This window comes from Citrobacter freundii complex sp. 2024EL-00216 (genome assembly GCF_043945515.1).
Classification (GTDB): domain Bacteria; phylum Pseudomonadota; class Gammaproteobacteria; order Enterobacterales; family Enterobacteriaceae; genus Citrobacter; species Citrobacter portucalensis.
Window position 1 is genome coordinate 36,003 of sequence record NZ_JBIMRA010000016.1, and the last position, 17,631, is coordinate 53,633.

Genomic DNA, 17,631 nt, shown 5'->3' on the forward strand with positions numbered 1-17,631 from the left:
AATTTTTTTCAGAGCAGGTTACGACTATGTCCAGAAAGATTGCCGTGATTGGCGAATGCATGATTGAGCTGTCACAGAAAGGCGCTGACGTTCAGCGCGGATTCGGTGGCGACACGTTGAATACATCCGTTTATATCGCCCGTCAGGTCGATGCGGCGGCACTTTCCGTACACTATGTGACTGCACTGGGTACCGACAGTTTTAGCCAACAAATGCTGGAGTCCTGGCAGGGTGAAAACGTAGACACTTCATTAACCCAGCGCATGGAAAACCGCCTGCCAGGTCTCTACTACATTGAGACCGACAGCACTGGCGAGCGCACCTTCTATTACTGGCGTAATGAAGCCGCCGCAAAATTCTGGCTGGAGAGCGAGCAGTCTGCCGCGATTTGCGAAGAGCTGGCAACATTTGACTACTTGTATCTGAGCGGAATCAGCCTGGCGATTTTAAGCCCGGCAAGCCGTGACAAGCTGCTGTCATTGCTGCGTGAATGCCGTGCCAACGGCGGAAAGGTCATTTTTGACAATAACTACCGCCCACGTCTGTGGAGCAGCAAAGAAGAAACCCAGCAGGTGTATCAGCAGATGTTGGAATGCACCAATATCGCATTCCTGACGCTGGACGATGAAGACGCACTGTGGGGTGAAAAACCCGTTGCCGAGGTGATTGCCCGTACTCACGCAGCTGGCGTTCAGGAAGTGGTAGTGAAGCGCGGCGCAGACTCTTGCCTGGTTTCCATTGCAGGCGAAGAACTGATCGACGTTCCGGCCGTTAAATTGCCGAAAGAGAAAGTGATCGATACCACTGCGGCCGGAGACTCCTTCAGCGCCGGGTATCTGGCGGTCCGTCTGACCGGTGGCGATGCCGCCGAAGCCGCAAAACGCGGCCACCTGACGGCAAGCACCGTCATTCAGCATCGTGGGGCGATTATCCCCCGCGACGCCATGCCGCAATAATTTATTGTTCCTGTAGGCCGGATAAGGCGTTAACGCCGCATCCGGCACTGGGTAAGCCGGGAGCGCTTCACTTGCCCGGCTTACAGGTTACGATACCCTTTACTGTACAGGCGGGATATCCGTCACTTCAGGGTGTGATTCATCCGTTTCAACAGACGTTGCCGCTGCGGTAACGGGCGCCATAATGCTATCCCACGTCGCCTGCAGATCCTTCATATTGAATTCAGGTTCACCCTTCGGCTGCAGCAGAATTAACGCCATATCTTGCGACAGCTGCTGACGCAGGTCCTGATTCAGCATCTCAACGCTCAGGCTGTTGAGGAAGCTCTGGCGTAAACGCTGGTACTGTTCAGGCGCAATATCCACCACCTGATTTTGCAGCGAGCGCAAACGCTGGCTGATCAAAATATCGGTATCGGTACGACCATAGGTGGCAAACAGCTTCTGCAGTTCCAGATTCTTTTGCGCTACCAGCGCATTGAACTCTTCTTCCGGCAGTCCCTTATCACGCACTTTCGCCAGCTCACGCGCAACCGTACCCAGATTGGCGTTCAGCTTATCGTTCGGCGACTCAACGTTAATCGCGCACTGCGCGCGCAGGAACAGCACCCGGCAGTCAAATCCGAGGCCAATGTCTTTGGCATTGTTTTTGGTTAGCTCTTGCTGAATGTGCCAGAACAGCGCCTCACGAGCTAAATCAGCGCGCCAGTAACGTAACAGCGCGGCAGATTCACGGATCGGCTGCCACGGCGTATCCCACATAATAGACAGGCGATCCTGGCGTACCGCATCGGTCATAATACTCACGGCTTCTGCTCGCAGCGGAGAGAGCGTGGGAACCGGTGCAGGCGTTTCGCGTTTTCCTTTTAACTCGCCAAAGGTTTTATTGATTTGCTCAGCTACGCTGCGTGCATCAACGTTACCGACGATGATCAGCGTCATCGCGTCCGGGGTATACCATTTCTGGTAGAAAGACTGAATTTTCGACGCGTCTACCGGCGTTTTCAGCGGATCGGCGGGATCGTGCCCCAGCAGGGTCGATCCCTTCAGACGGTAACGCCACCACCCTTCTTTGGTATCTGACGGCCAGGTTGCAACCATGTCTTCGCTATTCAGCGCATGATTGACCGTTTCAGAGGTGATGCTCAGTTTACCGGAGATATTTGCCAGATAAGAAAGTGACTCTTTCAGTAGGTCGTTACGGCTGTTAGGCAGACTGAGGTTATACAGCGTTGAATCATAGGAAACGATAACCGGCGGCATGGGACGTTTGGGATCGAACCCCTGCTGCCACAGTGAACGGGCTTGCGTGGCATCGAGGCCACCGCTTTGCGTCAGCGCGATACGCGGGATCGCATGGCTGAAACCACTCTGTTGCGCACTTTCGGTGAGTGAACCGGTATTGACCAGCAAGCGAACCTCAATACGGTCGCTCGGACGCTGGGGAGTGGCTAACACTTGCCACTGTAAACCATTTGCCAGCGTGCCCTGTTGCCACGCTGGATCAGGCTGGAGCGCATCTGCCTGCACATAGCCGGCAGTGGCCATCATCAGCAAGCCGCCCGCTAAAAGTCGAATTTTTGTGCCCTGCATGTGAACCCCTGATCAACTATCCTGGAAATAAAAAGACAGCCCTCGAAAGGACTCTCTGAATATGACGTTAAAAACACTTCGTGTTAGACCGCGAGAACATAAAAATGTCACGGAAGAAGTGAAAAAATCCCGAGCCGCCGAATCGACGGTTTCAGGCACAGGGGGTAATTATGCGCAAACGCCCGCAGTCCTGGAAGGGACTACGGGCATAAGTGACGAGATTAAGAGGATAAATCGTGCGTTTTGCCATCCGGCGCACGATTATTCAGCGTGTCATCCAGCTTTTTGGTATCCAATTCTTTCACCCATTTAGCCACAACGACAGTTGCAACACCGTTACCAATCAGGTTGGTCAGCGCACGGGCTTCAGACATGAAGCGGTCAATACCAAGAATCAGTGCCAGGCCTGCAACCGGTAAATGCCCCACCGCAGAGATAGTCGCGGCCAGAACAATGAAGCCACTCCCGGTCACACCCGCTGCACCTTTTGAGGAGAGCAGGAGCACCACCAACAGGGTTATCTGATGGAAGATATCCATGTGGCTGTTGGTCGCCTGAGCGATAAACACCGCCGCCATCGTCAGATAGATTGATGTCCCATCAAGGTTAAACGAGTAGCCCGTGGGTATAACCAATCCGACAACCGACTTCCGACAGCCCAGTTTTTCCATCTTATCGAGCATACGCGGCAGCGCAGACTCGGAAGAAGAAGTACCTAGAACGATCAGCAGCTCTTCACGGATATAGCGGATGAATTTAAAGATACTGAAGCCGGTTGCGCGCGCAATTGAACCCAGCACCAGCACCACAAACAGAATACAGGTGATGTAGAAGCAGATGATTAGCTGACCCAGTTGCACCAGCGTTCCGACGCCATATTTACCGATGGTAAAGGCCATAGCACCGAAAGCACCGATAGGCGCCAGGCGCATGATCATATTGATGATGCCGAAAATAACCTGCGAGAAACTTTCAATCACGTTGAAAATCATCTGGCCCTTGCTGCCCAGACGATGCAGCGCAAAACCAAACATTACTGCAAACAGCAATACCTGCAGGATGTTACCGCTGGCAAACGCGCCAATGACGCTCGCCGGGATAATATCCATCAGGAAACCTACGATCCCCTGGTCTTTTGCCTGTTCGGCGTAAATCGCAACCGCTTTGGCATCCAGCGTCGCCGGATCGACGTTCATCCCGGCACCGGGTTGCACCACGTTAACAATGATAAGACCGATGATCAGCGCAATCGTACTGACCACTTCAAAATAAAGCAGTGCAACCGCACCGGTGCGGCCTACAGCTTTCATACTTTCCATGCCTGCAATGCCGGTAACGACAGTACAGAAGATGACAGGTGCGATGACCATCTTGATGAGCTTAACGAAGGCATCACCAAGCGGTTTCATTTGGGCGCCTAATTCAGGGTAGTAATGGCCAAGGAGAATACCAATGGCAATCGCTGTCAGGACCTGAAAGTAAAGGCTTTTGAATATAGAGGTTTTCATAGGGTGTCCTTAAAGTAAAAACCACAGGTCTTGTAAGGTTTTGTTTAACCTGCGGCCTTAAAGTAACACCCACACAACTTGACAGAAATGTACCTGGATCATAATTGATACAAAAATGTTAAAAATTTTGAGCTGGCTCGCACAAGCGAGACCTTTTTTAACTTTTGTAATCAGCGCTTTCCGGCGCCAGATAACGTTCTTCGAAGATATTTGCCGGAACCGGTCTGGCAAACAGGAACCCTTGTGCCACTTCCACCCCGGCTTGTGATAGCCATTCACGCTGCGCTTCGGTTTCGACACCTTCGGCGATCATCTGCAAATTAAGGCTGTGGGCCAACTGAATGATGGCGGAGATCATGCTGCAATCCTCAGGTACTCCGTCGACAAACATCTTATCGATTTTGAGGACATCCACCGGTAGCGACTTCATGTGCTGCAGCTGTCGCAGGCCCGCATACCCCATGCCAAAGTCATCCAGTGCGATACGTACTCCCGCATTACGCAATGGGCGCAAAATGACCACCGCGGCGTGGGGATCATCGATATGTCGGCTTTCAGTCACTTCCAGGATCAACGTACCAGGCTTGATACGATAGCGGTTTAACAACTCCAGCAGGTCCGAGACCATACTCGGGTGCATCAGCTGTAGTGCGGACAAATTCACCGACAGCGGCAGCATCAGACCCCGTTCCTGCCACGCTGACAGCTGGCGACACGTCTCTTCCAACACCCAGTAACCAACCGTCACCATCAGGCCGCAGGACTCAATCCTGTCGATTAACCCTTCGGGCAGCTCCCAGCTTCCATCCGGCTGCTGCATCCGCAATAATGCTTCTGCGCTCAATACCTTACCGCTGGACATTTCCACCTGCGGCTGCATCCAAAGCGCGAACTGCTGGTTATCCAGCGCGCTGAGAATATCGTTCTCTTCCGTCAAACGCTGCTGCGCCTCTTCCATCTGTAACGGATCAAAGAACTGAATTTGATTTTTACCCTTATGGCGCGAGGTTAACACGGCCGACAGGGCGCGGCGGTAAAGCTGTTCTGCGGTCAAATCACCATAGAACATCGCTACCCCAATGTTGCAGGTAGGACGCAGTTGAATACCCTGAATAGGTAATCGCTCGTTAACGATAGTGAGTACTTGCTGACCTAGAGTAATAGCGTGCCAGGGTTCTTTTACACCATGGGCGATGATGGCGAAGTCATAGCCACTCACCTGGGAAAGCACCATCCTGGGGGCTAATACCGACTTGAGTTTTTCGACCAGCGTAAGCAGCAGGATTTCCCGCTGAGTTTCAGTTAACACCCCCGCGGTGTCACGTAGGGTTTCGCAGGTGACAATCATCAGCGCCGTCGTCTGCTGGCGGGTAACAACCTGCTCCAGCAACCCCATTAAAAACGACTTATTGGGCAGTTCGGAAACCGGGAAACGCATTGCAAAGTCGCTTTGCTCTTCGCTATGTCGCTGAATCAACTGCTGATTAAGATTGTAGCTACGCACCAGCATACCAATCTCATCATCCTGATGTAGACGCGGCAATGCCAGTTGATAGCCAATCAGATCCTGCTGTTGGATGTCGTTCAGCTCACGGGCAATTTTACGTAAGGGGTGCACAATCAAGCGGTTAATGCACCAGGAGATGGCGACGGTCAGTATTAACGACAAAAGTAAGTAAATGGTCACTAACGTCGAGAGCGTACTCATCACGAATTTGTACATGCGGTACGAATCCGCCTGCAGTACCAGATACGCCAGCGGTTGCGGGTTAGCTGAACGCTCAAGAGAATAGATCGGCAGCGAAATTTGTACCGGAAGCTCAAACAGGCGAGTCACCGTAACAGGAACGGGGCGTTCAGGGATAAAGCTCATCCGCAACGCCTGAAACTGATTGGGCAGCACCACATCGGCGCGACTTACCACGCCCGCTGGCCGAATACTTTTTAAAATGGCTTCCGCTTCGGGAATATCCCCTTTCAGGATAGTGTCCGACAGAGGCTCACGGACGGAGCGAGCGATACTTTCCAGTTGCGTAGCCGTGTTATAGCGGTTTTGCTGGACCAGATGGAACAACAAAACGGTGCAAAAAATAAAAACGAACACCATAACAACGGCCGCAACCATTGCCATCTGCTTAATTGTTAACGAGCGACTGACACGCAAACTGACTCTCCACGGATAGACGAAACTGCCGTCAGAGTATACCCGATCGTAGCGGTATTAAGAGAGGCGGTATCTGAAAACTTCCCAGCGTGCATTATCGCGACAGGATAGGCACCTGGCGACGAGATTTATCTGCATTTAAGCCGAAAAAGGCCGCAAGGTCGCCCCCTGCGGCCTGGTTCGGGCGCATGTTGCCATCACGGCAGGCAGACGCCCACAAAGCGCATTACTTCCTGTTACGCAGCCAGCTCACAATCAGGCTGGCAATGGTGCCAGCGATGATGGGAGCCGCTAAATCGTGCCAGAAGGCCACGCCTAACTGTGCGAGCGTCATATAGCCGCCTGTGTTGCAATGGCAACTGTTCGCGGCTATCCTTAACTTGTCTGGAGTCAAGTTAGCCCCCGTCTTGTTGCCTGGTTTATACCGAACAACGTGCGGGGGTTTTCTCTTTCCAGCAACCGATGCCGCCGGGGATCAAGCCCCCGCAACATTGCGCCTCACCGGGAATTCCCGGCTTGCCGCTGATTCTACGGCAGCCCACTTGCCATATCACTGCGCAATATTGCGCTCTGCGTAGCGCCTCGCAATTCACCCATTTTCTTACCAGCACGCTGGAAAGATTCTTTCCAGTTGGCAATATTCCTGCCGACCATTAGTTCAGACAAAAACATAACACATTGATATCTATCAGTTCATTTTCTGGCACAGCGATTGCTATTTGACTGTGAGCTGTTCTGTTCCGAATTAAAGGAGATATCATGTCTGACTGTCGTACTTACGGATTCAACACCCAGATCGTTCACGCGGGGCAACAACCCGACCCTTCAACTGGCGCGCTTAGTACGCCTATTTTCCAGACCTCAACGTTTGTTTTTGACAGCGCCGAACAAGGTGCCGCCCGCTTTGCGCTCGAAGAGTCCGGGTACATTTACACCCGCTTGGGTAACCCCACCACAGATGCGCTGGAGAAAAAGCTGGCTGTACTGGAAAGAGGTGAAGCCGGGTTGGCAACCGCGTCCGGTATTTCTGCTATCACCACAACGCTGTTGACGCTTTGCCAGCAGGGTGACCATATCGTTTCCGCCAGCGCGATTTACGGCTGCACCCACGCGTTTTTGTCGCACAGCATGCCGAAGTTTGGGATTAACGTCAGCTTTGTCGACGCGGCAAAGCCTGAAGAAATCCGCGCCGCCATGCGACCAGAAACCAAAGTTGTGTATATCGAAACGCCCGCCAACCCAACGCTGTCGCTGGTCGACATTGAAACGGTTGCCGGTATCGCCCATCAACAGGGCGCATTGCTGGTGGTGGATAACACCTTTATGTCGCCGTACTGTCAGCAGCCTTTGCAACTGGGCGCGGATATTGTGGTTCACAGCGTCACCAAATATATCAACGGTCACGGGGATGTGATTGGCGGCATCATTGTTGGTAAGCAGGAGTTTATCGACCAGGCGCGGTTTGTAGGCCTGAAAGATATCACCGGCGGCTGCATGAGTCCTTTCAATGCGTGGTTAACACTGCGCGGCGTTAAAACGCTGGGCATTCGTATGGAACGCCACTGTGAAAATGCGCTGAAAATCGCCCGCTACCTCGAAGGGCATCCATCTATTACTCGGGTGTATTATCCTGGCCTGACTTCGCATCCGCAGTATGAGCTGGGCCAGCGGCAAATGAGCCTGCCAGGTGGAATTATCAGCTTCGAAATCGCCGGCGGCCTCGAGGCTGGTAGGCGGATGATCAATTCTGTAGAATTGTGCCTCCTCGCGGTCAGTCTCGGTGATACCGAAACCCTCATTCAGCACCCAGCGTCTATGACACATTCGCCCGTTGCACCTGAGGAACGGCTCAAAGCAGGTATTACCGACGGGCTTATCCGTCTTTCTGTGGGTCTTGAAGATCCAGAAGATATTATTAACGACCTTGAACACGCCATCAGAAAGGCAACATTCTGACCAATATGGCCTGAACCGACGCCGTTCGGTTCAGGTTGTTGAGAATCAAGGCACAACAGTCTGGCAATACACGCGATCCTCTTTCGGGGAGAACGTGTATTTTGGGCAGGGGGTTCTATGCAGGACAACACATTACAATTAAGCAACAATACAGCAACCGCCGTACCATTCTCAAAAAAAATACCGTTTACGAAATACGATTTTGGCTGGGTATTACTGTGCATCGGCATGGCCATTGGTGCCGGAACGGTACTGATGCCGGTACAAATTGGCTTAACAGGCATTTGGGTATTTATCGTTGCCTTTATTATTGCTTATCCGGCAACTTATATTGTGCAGGATATTTATTTAAAAACATTATCAGAAAGCGAAACCTGTAATGACTACACGGATATTATAAGTCATTATCTGGGAAAAAACTGGGGCGTATTTCTTGGCGTCATCTATTTTCTGATGATTATTCACGGCATATTTATTTATTCCTTATCCGTGGTTTTTGACAGCGCCTCATATATCAAAACCTTCGGCTTGACCGAGGCCGATCTTTCGCAGTCGATAATCTATAAAGTGGCCATTTTTGCCGTGCTGGTCGCCATTGCTTCCGGGGGAGAAAAGCTGCTGTTCAAAATCTCCGGCCCGATGGTGGTGGTCAAAGTGGGTATCATCATCGTATTTGGTTTTGCGATGGTTCCGCACTGGAACTTCGCTAATATCAGCGCCTTCCCTGAAGCATCGGTCTTCTTTCGTGATGTACTGCTAACCATCCCGTTCTGCTTCTTCTCGGCGGTGTTTATTCAGGTGTTGAACCCAATGAACATCGCCTACCGCAAACGGGTGGCGGACCGGGTGCTGGCTACGCGTATGGCAATCCGTACGCATCGCATCAGTTACATTACTCTGATTGCTGTCATTCTGTTTTTCTCCTTCTCTTTTACCTTTTCCATTAGCCATGAAGAGGCCGTTTCGGCTTTCGAACAAAATATTTCAGCACTGGCGCTGGCGGCTCAGGTCATTCCTGGGCAGATTATTCATATCACCTCAACGGTATTAAATATCTTCGCCGTATTAACCGCGTTCTTTGGTATTTATCTGGGATTCCACGAAGCGATCAAAGGTATTATTCTCAACGTTCTGAGCCGCGTCATTGACATTGAGAAAATTAATCCGTTGGTGCTTACGCTGGGTATTTGCACCTTTATTGTTATCACCCTGGTCATTTGGGTGTCATTTCGCGTATCGGTACTGGTGTTCTTCCAGCTAGGTAGTCCGCTTTACGGGATTGTGTCGTGTATTATTCCGTTCTTCCTGATCTATAAAGTAACGCAACTGGAAAAACTGCGCGGACTGAAAACCTGGTTGATCCTGCTGTACGGAATTCTGCTGTGCCTGTCGCCCTTATTGAAGCTGATTGAATAACCCACGTATATCGCGCCGTCAGACGCTGGCGGCGCTTAACTCACACTCTCCAGCTGATAGCCGCGAATTTTATTCAGCACCGTGGTGTGCGACACGCCCAGCGCTTTGGCGATATGCCGTGACGACACATTATCTTCCACCATCTGTTCAATGAGCTGGCGTTCAGCACACAGAACCTGCTCTTTAAAAGGACGTTCTGTCGGGCCCCGCTCAACGGCAGGCAAATTCACCATCCCTAATTCTTCCCGCGTAATAACATCGGATTCCGCCATCAGCATCAGGCGAATAATGGTATTTTCCAGTTCGCGCACGTTTCCCGGCCAGGTGTGATGGTGCAGGGCATCAAAACAGGCTTTATCCAGAATGATCCGCCGCTGGAATTCCTTTGCGTATTTCTGCACAAAGTGGCGAATCAGCAGGCTGATATCCTGTGGACGCTCGCGCAAAGGTGGAATGGTCAGTGAAAGCACGTTGATGCGGTAATAGAGATCGGCGCGCAGCAGACGTTGTTCTACCATCTCTTCCAGATTGGCATTGGTTGCCACAATAATACGCACATTGACCGGAATAATATGCGCTCCGCCAACGCGCCGAATCCCGCCATCCTGAAGCACGCGCAGGAGTTTAGCCTGTAAGCTCAGCGACATTTCGCCAAACTCATCGAGAAAAAGGGTGCCTTTATCGGCCATTTCAAACAGCCCTTTTTTGCCTTTACAATCCGCGCCGCTGAAAGCCCCTTTCTCATAGCCAAAGAATTCACTCTCCATTAGCGACTCAGGTAGCGCAGAGCAGTTGACCGGAATAAACGGATAAAAACGTCGCTGCCCGGAATTATGGATAGCCCGGGCCAGCAGCTCTTTACCGGTCCCCGTATCGCCACGGATCAGAACGGTATATTTGCTGTCGGCAATTTTTATCGCCTTTTCGATAAGCGCGTGCATGCTCTGGCTGCTGCAAATAATGTCAGAGAAATAGCGCGGGCGTTCCGGCTCCGGCGTTGACAGTTCGCTTATCTCCTCACAGAGGTAAGCGACATGAATAATATCGGCGCGCTGGCTTAAACAGGATTGCACACAGGAAATATCCTGTAGCTGGCGGCACCAGGATTTAATCAGGATCCGCCCAGGCGTGACTTTCATGGAGATGATATTGATATCACAGCAGGAAAATTCCTTCAGGACATCCTCAACCATCGACAGACGATCAATTGTTTTAATATCCCAGCGTATCGTGACCACATTTGCTCCTGGTAGTTAGCAACTGCGAAATAGATATTTCTGTGACTAGAGGGAATCTGACTACATTCTAGACGCTGTGGAATAATGTTCTGCCAAAGGACTCACATTGTGGACGTAAAGAGAAAATATAAAAAAACCGGAGCACAAGGCTCCGGTTATCGGGTCATAACCCAGGTTTATTGCTGTGGGTTCTCATCCTGGTCAACGGCAAAACACGCCACCAGTTGACCGCCGTAATCTTTCAACTGCGGCTGAAGCTGGGTACACGGACCAAAGCGGCGACGGCAGCGGGCGTTAAACGCGCAGCCCGGCGGCGGATTCAGCGGGCTTGGCAGTTCACCGGTCAGCTTGATACGCTCACGGCGATCGTCCGGGTTCAGACGCGGCGTTGCGGAGAGCAGCGCTTGCGTGTACGGATGACGCGGATTATTGAAGATTTGGTCCTTCGTCCCTTTCTCCACGCAGCGGCCTAAATACATCACCATCACTTCATCGGCAATGTGCTCGACCACCGACAGGTCGTGCGAGATAAAGACGTATGACAGCCCCAGTTCCTGCTGCAAATCCATCATCAGATTCAGCACCTGCGCACGCACCGAAACGTCCAGCGCTGAGACCGGTTCATCGGCAATCACCACGTCCGGATCAAGCATCAGACCGCGAGCGATGGCAATACGCTGACGCTGACCGCCGGAGAACATATGCGGATAGCGGTCGTAGTGTTCGGTTTTCAGCCCCACTTTCGCCATCATCGCCAGCGCTTTTTCACGACGTTCCTCTTTGCTGAGCGTGGAGTTGATCAGCAGCGGCTCTTCCAGAATCTGTCCCACTTTTTTACGCGGGTTCAGGGAACCGTACGGGTTCTGGAATACAATCTGGATTTTCTGCCGACGCAGCTTTTGCGCCTGCGGGTCGTGCTTAAGCAGATCCTGTCCCTGGTAATACAGCTCACCGCCGGTCGGGACTTCAATCATCGTCAGCAGGCGGCCAAGGGTGGATTTCCCACAACCCGACTCGCCTACCACCGCCAGCGTTTTACCACGCTCTAAGGTAAAGGAGACGCCGTCCAGCGCTTTCACCAGGCGCTCCGGGGCGAACATGCCCTTTTTCACCGGGTAGTGTTTTTTCAGATCAATAGCCTGCAACAGCGGCTGTGGCAAAGCGGCCTTTTGCGTACTCATAGCCCAGGCCTCCCGGCATCATCAAGTGGGTAGTGGCATTTCGACTGACGACCGCCTTCTAGCAGGTTCAGTTCAGGTTCTTCAGCGCGGCATTTGTCGGTCGCATAGGGGCAGCGTGGGTTCAGCAAACAGCCGCTCGGGCGGTCGTATTTCCCGGGAACCACGCCCGGCAGCGAGGCCAGACGTGCTTTATCCTGAGCAAACTCAGGCAGCGCGCGCAGCAGCGCCTGGGTGTAAGGATGACGCGGCGCGCGGAAAATATCCTGCGCGGCTCCGGTTTCTACCACCTGGCCGGCGTACATCACGATGATTTTGTGTGCCGCTTCAGCCACCAGCGCCAGATCGTGCGTGATTAAGACCAGCGCCATGTTCTCTTTTTGCTGCAATTCCAGCAGTAGCTCGATGATCTGCGCCTGAATAGTCACATCCAGCGCCGTTGTCGGTTCGTCGGCAATCAGCAGTTTCGGACGACAGGCTATCGCCATCGCGATCATCACGCGCTGACTCATCCCACCGGACAACTGGTGCGGATATACATCAAGACGCGAGGCCGGATCGGGGATCCCCACCAGCGTCAGCAGGTCTATTGCCCGCTGAACACGCGTTTTTTTGTTGCCGCCCTGGTGCACTTTAATGGCTTCCATAATCTGGTAGCCGACGGTGTAGCAGGGGTTAAGGCTGGTCATCGGGTCCTGGAAGATCATCGCCACTTCCGCACCCACTAACTGGCGACGCTCTTTCTCAGAGATGCGCTTCAGGTCGCGACCATTAAACTCCAGATTTTCGGCCATAACGCGGCCTGGGTAGTCAATCAGTCCCATAATCGCCAGCGAACTGACGGACTTACCAGAGCCGGACTCTCCTACAATGCCAACCACTTCACCCTGATTCACACTGTAGCTAATGCGGTCTACGGCGCGGAATTCGGAACCTACGTCGCCGAAATGCACCGATAATTTATCTACATTTAATAACGCCATCTCGAACCTCTTACTGCTTCAGTTTGGGATCGAGCGCGTCACGCAGACCGTCACCCATCAGGTTAAATGCCAGCACCGTCAACAAGATCGCCAGCCCCGGGAAGGTCACAACCCACCAGGCGCTTTGGGCAAACTGCAGAACGTCAGAGAGCATGGTGCCCCATTCCGGCGTAGGCGGCTGTGCGCCCATCCCCAGGAAGCCGAGGGCAGCCATATCGAGAATGGCGTTAGAGAAGCCAAGCGACGCCTGAACAATCAGCGGCGCAAGACAGTTAGGAAGAATGTTGACGAACATCTGGCGCATCGCGCCGGCTCCCGCCACGCGAGATGCGGTGACGTAGTCGCGGTTAACCTCCACCAGCACGGCGGCGCGCGTCAAACGGACATAGTGCGGCAATGCCACGAACGTCAGCGCCAGCGCGGCGTTGCCAATCGAGGGGCCAAATACAGCCACCAGCACCAGTGCCAGCAACAGGCTCGGCAATGCCAGCATGATATCGACCACACGCATGATGACGTTATCGACAATCCCGCCAAAGTAACCGGCGATCAGCCCAAGAACCACGCCCATCAGCAGGGAGAGTACTACCACCAGACAGCCGACCAACAGCGACAGACGCGCACCGTACATCAGGCGGGACAGCACGTCGCGGCCCACATCATCAGTACCAAACAGATGGGCCATGGTTCCGCCTTCCTGCCACGCGGGAGGAGCCAGCAGCGTATCGCGGAACTGGTCTGCCGGGTTGTAGGGTGCGAGGACGTTGGCAAAGACCGCAATCAGGATCATCACCACAACGTACACCAGCCCAACAACCGCACCTTTGTTGCGTTTAAAATAGTGCCAGAACTCCTGCAGCGGAGTCATCGGCACCGGTGCAGCAATAACTTTATTTTCAGTAACCTGTGACATGATGGCCCCTTACTTCTTATGCCGAATACGCGGGTTCACCACGCCGTACAGCAGGTCTACCAGCAGGTTGACGAGGATAATCATCGTCGCGACCAGCAGCACCCCGCCCTGCACCACCGGATAATCGCGGCGTTGCAGCGCATCGATCAGCCAGCGCCCCAGTCCCGGCCACGAGAAGATGGTCTCGGTCAGGATCGCCCCGGCCAGCAACGTACCAACCTGCAGGCCGATAACGGTCACCACGGGCAGCATCGCGTTACGCAGAGCGTGAATAATGATGACGCGCATACGGGTCAGGCCTTTGGCGCGCGCGGTACGGATGTAATCTTCACCCAGCACTTCCAGCATCGATGAACGGGTCATACGCACAATGACCGCCAGAGGAATGGTACCCAGCACCATCGCAGGCAGGACCATATGCGCCAACGCATCAATAAAGTTACCCTCTTCACCCCAGATGGCGGTGTCGATCAGCATAAAGCCGGTTAGCGGATTGGAATCATCAAGGAACACCATGTCGCTCACCCGCCCAGAAACTGGCGTCAGGTTCAACTGCACGGAAACCAGCATGATCAGCATCATGCCCCACCAGAAAATCGGCATAGAGTAACCGGTCAGCGCCAGGCCAACTGCCGTGTGATCGAAAATGGAGCCGCGCTTAACGGCAGCAAGTACACCCACTGGGATACCCACTGCGACGGCGAAAATCATCGCACAGACGCCGAGTTCCAGCGTTGCTTTGAAGCGAGGTACGAACTCTTCCCACACCGGTAAGCGGCTTTTCAGTGAGATACCTAAATCACCATGCATAACCCCCCAGATATAGTGGAGGTACTGCTGCCACATCGGCTTATCCAGACCGAGTTCAGCCAACAGTTGAGCATGACGCTCAGGGGAGATCCCACGTTCACCCGCCATGATCATAACCGGATCGCCGGGGATCATATGGACAAAGGCAAAGGTGAGAAGAGTGATACCGATAAACGTGGGGATGACGAGTCCCAAACGTCGGAGAATGAACTGCAACATAACCCGGATTCTCTCTAATGACGCACGGCCTGGAACCGTGAGTCTGTATTGCTCACAAATCTTATCCCACGCAAACTGCATCGCGGGTAAAGCATTACGCCGGAGGGCGCTGCGCTTATCCGGCCTAAACAACACCGGGGCGCAGCGCTTCCTTAATTGCTTTTAATTATTCGACAGAGACGTTTTCGAAGTGGTGTTTGCCTAATGGATCAACCACATAGCCTTTCACTTCTTTACGCACTGGTTCGTACACGGTGGAGTGAGCAACAATCAGAGCCGGAGCCTGGTCGTGCATAACAACCTGAGCTTGCTTGTACAGTTCAATACGTTTGTTGTGATCGTCGGTCGCACGCGCCGGCTGGATCAGGTCTTCAAACGGCTTGTAGCACCAGCGAGAGTAGTTGGAACCGTCTTTCGCTGCCGCACAGCTGAACAAGGTCGCGAAGAAGTTGTCCGGATCCCCGTTGTCACCGGTCCAGCCCATCATCACCGCCTGATGCTCACCCGCTTTGGCGCGTTTCAGATACTCGCCCCACTCGTAGGTCACAATCTTGGCCTGAACGCCAATTTTCGCCCAGTCAGCCTGAACCATTTCTGCCATACGACGTGCGTTCGGGTTATATGGACGCTGTACCGGCATAGCCCACAGCTCAACGGTAAAGCCTTTGTCCTGACCAGCTTCCTTCAGCAGCGCTTTGGCCTTCTCAGGATCGTAGGTGTAGTCTTTAACGTCGTCGTTATAGCCCCACATGGTCGGCGGGATCAGGTTTTTCGCGGCAACGCCAGCGCCCTGATAAACCGCTTTGATGATCGCTTCTTTGTTTACCGCGTAGGTCAGCGCCTGACGGACTTTCACGTCATCAAACGGTTTTTTCTCGGTGTTGAAAGAGAGGTAGCCCACGTTCAGACCCGCCTGCTCCATCAGGTTGATGTTTTTATCCTGCTTCATGCGCGCGATGTCTGCCGGGTTCGGGTACGGCATCACCTGGCACTCGTTCTTCTGCAGTTTGGCGTAACGCACGGAAGCGTCAGGCGTAATGGAGAAGACCAGACGGTCGATCTGCGGCTTGGTGCCCCAGTAACCTTCGAATGCTTTATACAGAATACGGGAGTCTTTCTGGTACTGCTGCAGCTGGAACGGACCGGTACCAATTGGGTTCAGATCCACTTTCTCCGGAGAACCGGCTTTCAGCATGTTGTCAGCATATTCTTTGGAAAGAATAGAAGCGAAGTCCATCGCCAGGTCAGCCAGGAACGGCGCTTCCGGGCGAGTCAGCACGAACTGAACGGTTTTATCGTCCACTTTTTTCACTTCGGAGATCAGATCCGGCAGACCCATCCCTTCGAAGTATTCATAGCTGCCGCCAGAGACTTTATGGTACGGGTTCTGGGCATTTTTCTGACGATCGAAAGAGAACACCACGTCATCGGCGTTAAAATCGCGCGTCGGTTTAAATTCTTTGTTGTCCTGCCACTTCACGCCCTGACGCAGGTGGAAGGTGTAGGTTTTGCCGTCTTCGCTGATTTCCCACTTCTCAGCAAGGCCCGGGATCACTTCAGTCGTACCGGTTTTGAACTCGACCAGGCGGTTATAGATCGGTACGGAGCTGGCATCATAGGTGGTGCCAGAGGTGAAAAGCTGCGGGTTAAAGCCTTCAGGAGATCCTTCTGAACAATAAACCAGAGTTTTAGCCTGTACGCTTGCTGCGACGGTCATAGCCACCAGGCTCAGACCAAGCTTCAGCATCCCTGACTTCTTCAAGGAAATACTCATTCTTCTGCTCCAATGTGATGTTTGTTGTTTTACCCTTTGCAGTGGGTTTGCACCGCCTGGCCTTTTTTGTTTTTTACCCGGCCGGGTCGGCGTTAAGAGGATGGGGATTCCGTTCACATAAGCGACTGAGTTGCAGTGCGGATTCTCCATGAAATGCCCCTCATACCCTACAATCTGTCAACAGAATGTGAAAACGTCAATACAGGTCACCGTGATTTACGCCAACGGTGAGAATTCACAAACAAAGATTAAAAAAAGTGCGGAAGGACATTTTCAGCAGGGAAATTTGTGCTACGCGTACTATGCCAGAATAAACATCTTCATATTTCGCAACATTTGGTGATTAACATTTATGCAATTTATTCAAACTTTCTAAATTAATGCTGCATATCTGAGCGATTAATACCATGAACGTTAAAGCGCACAGCGGAAAATGCCAGCTTCAGCCATAAGTAGCGCAAAAAAAGTTTCAAGCAAATATAAAAAAAGGCAATGGAATATGTCACAGAATCGTTAACAGTCAGTGGGAAGTGGTGCACAATTTTTGCAGATAAAATGAAGGTCAAACGTGGGGTCGGAAAAACAAAAAATACGCCCTGCCAGCGCTTCGCCTGTAGGCCGGATAAGGCGCTTGCGCCGCATCCGGCAATGTCTGTTATAGCGTGATGTTTTGCCTGATGGCGCTTCGCCTGTAGGCCGGATAAGGCGCCTGCGCCGCATCCGGCAGTGTCTGTTATAGCGTGATGTTTTGCCTGATGGCGCTTCGCTTATCAGGCCTACAAAAGCCACAAATGCAAAAAGCCCGCTCTGAGAGCGGGCTTTTCTAATTTGGTCGGTGATAGAGGATTCGAACCTCCGACCCCTTCGTCCCGAACGAAGTGCGCTACCAGGCTGCGCCAATCACCGAATGCGGGGCGCATCTT

Annotated in this window: 13 protein-coding genes and 1 tRNA gene; 3 read left to right on the top strand and 11 right to left on the bottom strand. The window is 52.7% G+C overall.

Annotated elements, in window-relative coordinates; genetic code table 11:
- Positions 1–26: 26 nt before the first annotated feature.
- Positions 27–956: a sugar kinase gene (locus ACHHZ7_RS18660; RefSeq protein ID WP_008786409.1), complete on the top strand. Its 930-nt coding sequence runs from the start codon at positions 27–29 to the stop codon at positions 954–956.
- Positions 957–1,055: 99 nt separating this feature from the next.
- On the opposite strand, the gene ACHHZ7_RS18665 is transcribed toward ACHHZ7_RS18660, so the two are convergent.
- From ACHHZ7_RS18665 to ACHHZ7_RS18680, 4 genes are all read right to left on the bottom strand, one after another.
- Positions 1,056–2,549: a pitrilysin family protein gene (locus ACHHZ7_RS18665; protein WP_032945317.1), complete on the bottom strand. Its 1,494-nt coding sequence runs from the start codon at positions 2,547–2,549 to the stop codon at positions 1,056–1,058.
- 221 nt (positions 2,550–2,770) lie between these two features.
- Entirely contained in the window at positions 2,771–4,057 is a 1,287-nt protein-coding gene (gene dctA / locus ACHHZ7_RS18670; protein WP_008786411.1) for a C4-dicarboxylate transporter DctC, read from the bottom strand.
- Positions 4,058–4,214: 157 nt separating this feature from the next.
- Positions 4,215–6,221, bottom strand: a complete 2,007-nt coding sequence (gene hmsP, locus ACHHZ7_RS18675; RefSeq protein WP_071845232.1) for a biofilm formation regulator HmsP — start codon at positions 6,219–6,221, stop codon at positions 4,215–4,217.
- 226 nt (positions 6,222–6,447) lie between these two features.
- Positions 6,448–6,555: a type I toxin-antitoxin system toxin Ldr family protein gene (locus tag ACHHZ7_RS18680; protein ID WP_003827426.1), complete on the bottom strand. Its 108-nt coding sequence runs from the start codon at positions 6,553–6,555 to the stop codon at positions 6,448–6,450.
- 425 nt (positions 6,556–6,980) lie between these two features.
- Between ACHHZ7_RS18680 and megL the strand changes: the two genes are divergently transcribed.
- Positions 6,981–8,177 carry a methionine gamma-lyase gene (gene megL / locus ACHHZ7_RS18685; protein WP_060682924.1) on the top strand — a complete coding sequence of 399 codons (1,197 nt, stop codon included), beginning with the start codon at positions 6,981–6,983 and terminating at the stop codon, positions 8,175–8,177.
- Positions 8,178–8,294: 117 nt separating this feature from the next.
- The gene (locus tag ACHHZ7_RS18690) at positions 8,295–9,593 is read left to right on the top strand and encodes an amino acid permease (RefSeq protein ID WP_008786415.1); all 1,299 of its coding nucleotides are present in this window, start codon (positions 8,295–8,297) and stop codon (positions 9,591–9,593) included.
- 35 nt (positions 9,594–9,628) lie between these two features.
- On the opposite strand, the gene ACHHZ7_RS18695 is transcribed toward ACHHZ7_RS18690, so the two are convergent.
- The 7 genes from ACHHZ7_RS18695 to ACHHZ7_RS18725 form a co-directional block, all read right to left on the bottom strand.
- Positions 9,629–10,831 carry a sigma-54-dependent Fis family transcriptional regulator gene (locus ACHHZ7_RS18695; RefSeq protein WP_057067482.1) on the bottom strand — a complete coding sequence of 401 codons (1,203 nt, stop codon included), beginning with the start codon at positions 10,829–10,831 and terminating at the stop codon, positions 9,629–9,631.
- Between the two features lie 176 nt (positions 10,832–11,007).
- Positions 11,008–12,012: a dipeptide ABC transporter ATP-binding subunit DppF gene (gene dppF, locus ACHHZ7_RS18700; protein ID WP_003827418.1), complete on the bottom strand. Its 1,005-nt coding sequence runs from the start codon at positions 12,010–12,012 to the stop codon at positions 11,008–11,010.
- A complete protein-coding gene (gene dppD / locus ACHHZ7_RS18705) occupies positions 12,009–12,992 on the bottom strand; it encodes a dipeptide ABC transporter ATP-binding protein (protein ID WP_048236981.1) in 984 nt (327 codons plus the stop codon). Before dppD ends, dppF begins: the two co-directional genes overlap by 4 nt.
- Before the next feature lie 10 nt (positions 12,993–13,002).
- Positions 13,003–13,905, bottom strand: a complete 903-nt coding sequence (dppC, locus tag ACHHZ7_RS18710; RefSeq protein WP_003024315.1) for a dipeptide ABC transporter permease DppC — start codon at positions 13,903–13,905, stop codon at positions 13,003–13,005.
- Between the two features lie 9 nt (positions 13,906–13,914).
- Positions 13,915–14,934, bottom strand: coding sequence for a dipeptide ABC transporter permease DppB (gene dppB, locus ACHHZ7_RS18715; protein WP_060682926.1), 1,020 nt, complete (start codon positions 14,932–14,934; stop codon positions 13,915–13,917).
- A gap of 166 nt (positions 14,935–15,100) precedes the next feature.
- Positions 15,101–16,708: a dipeptide ABC transporter periplasmic-binding protein DppA gene (gene dppA / locus ACHHZ7_RS18720; RefSeq protein ID WP_003827414.1), complete on the bottom strand. Its 1,608-nt coding sequence runs from the start codon at positions 16,706–16,708 to the stop codon at positions 15,101–15,103.
- 829 nt (positions 16,709–17,537) lie between these two features.
- Positions 17,538–17,614 (bottom strand) — tRNA-Pro (locus ACHHZ7_RS18725).
- Between the last annotated feature and the right edge of the window lie 17 nt (positions 17,615–17,631).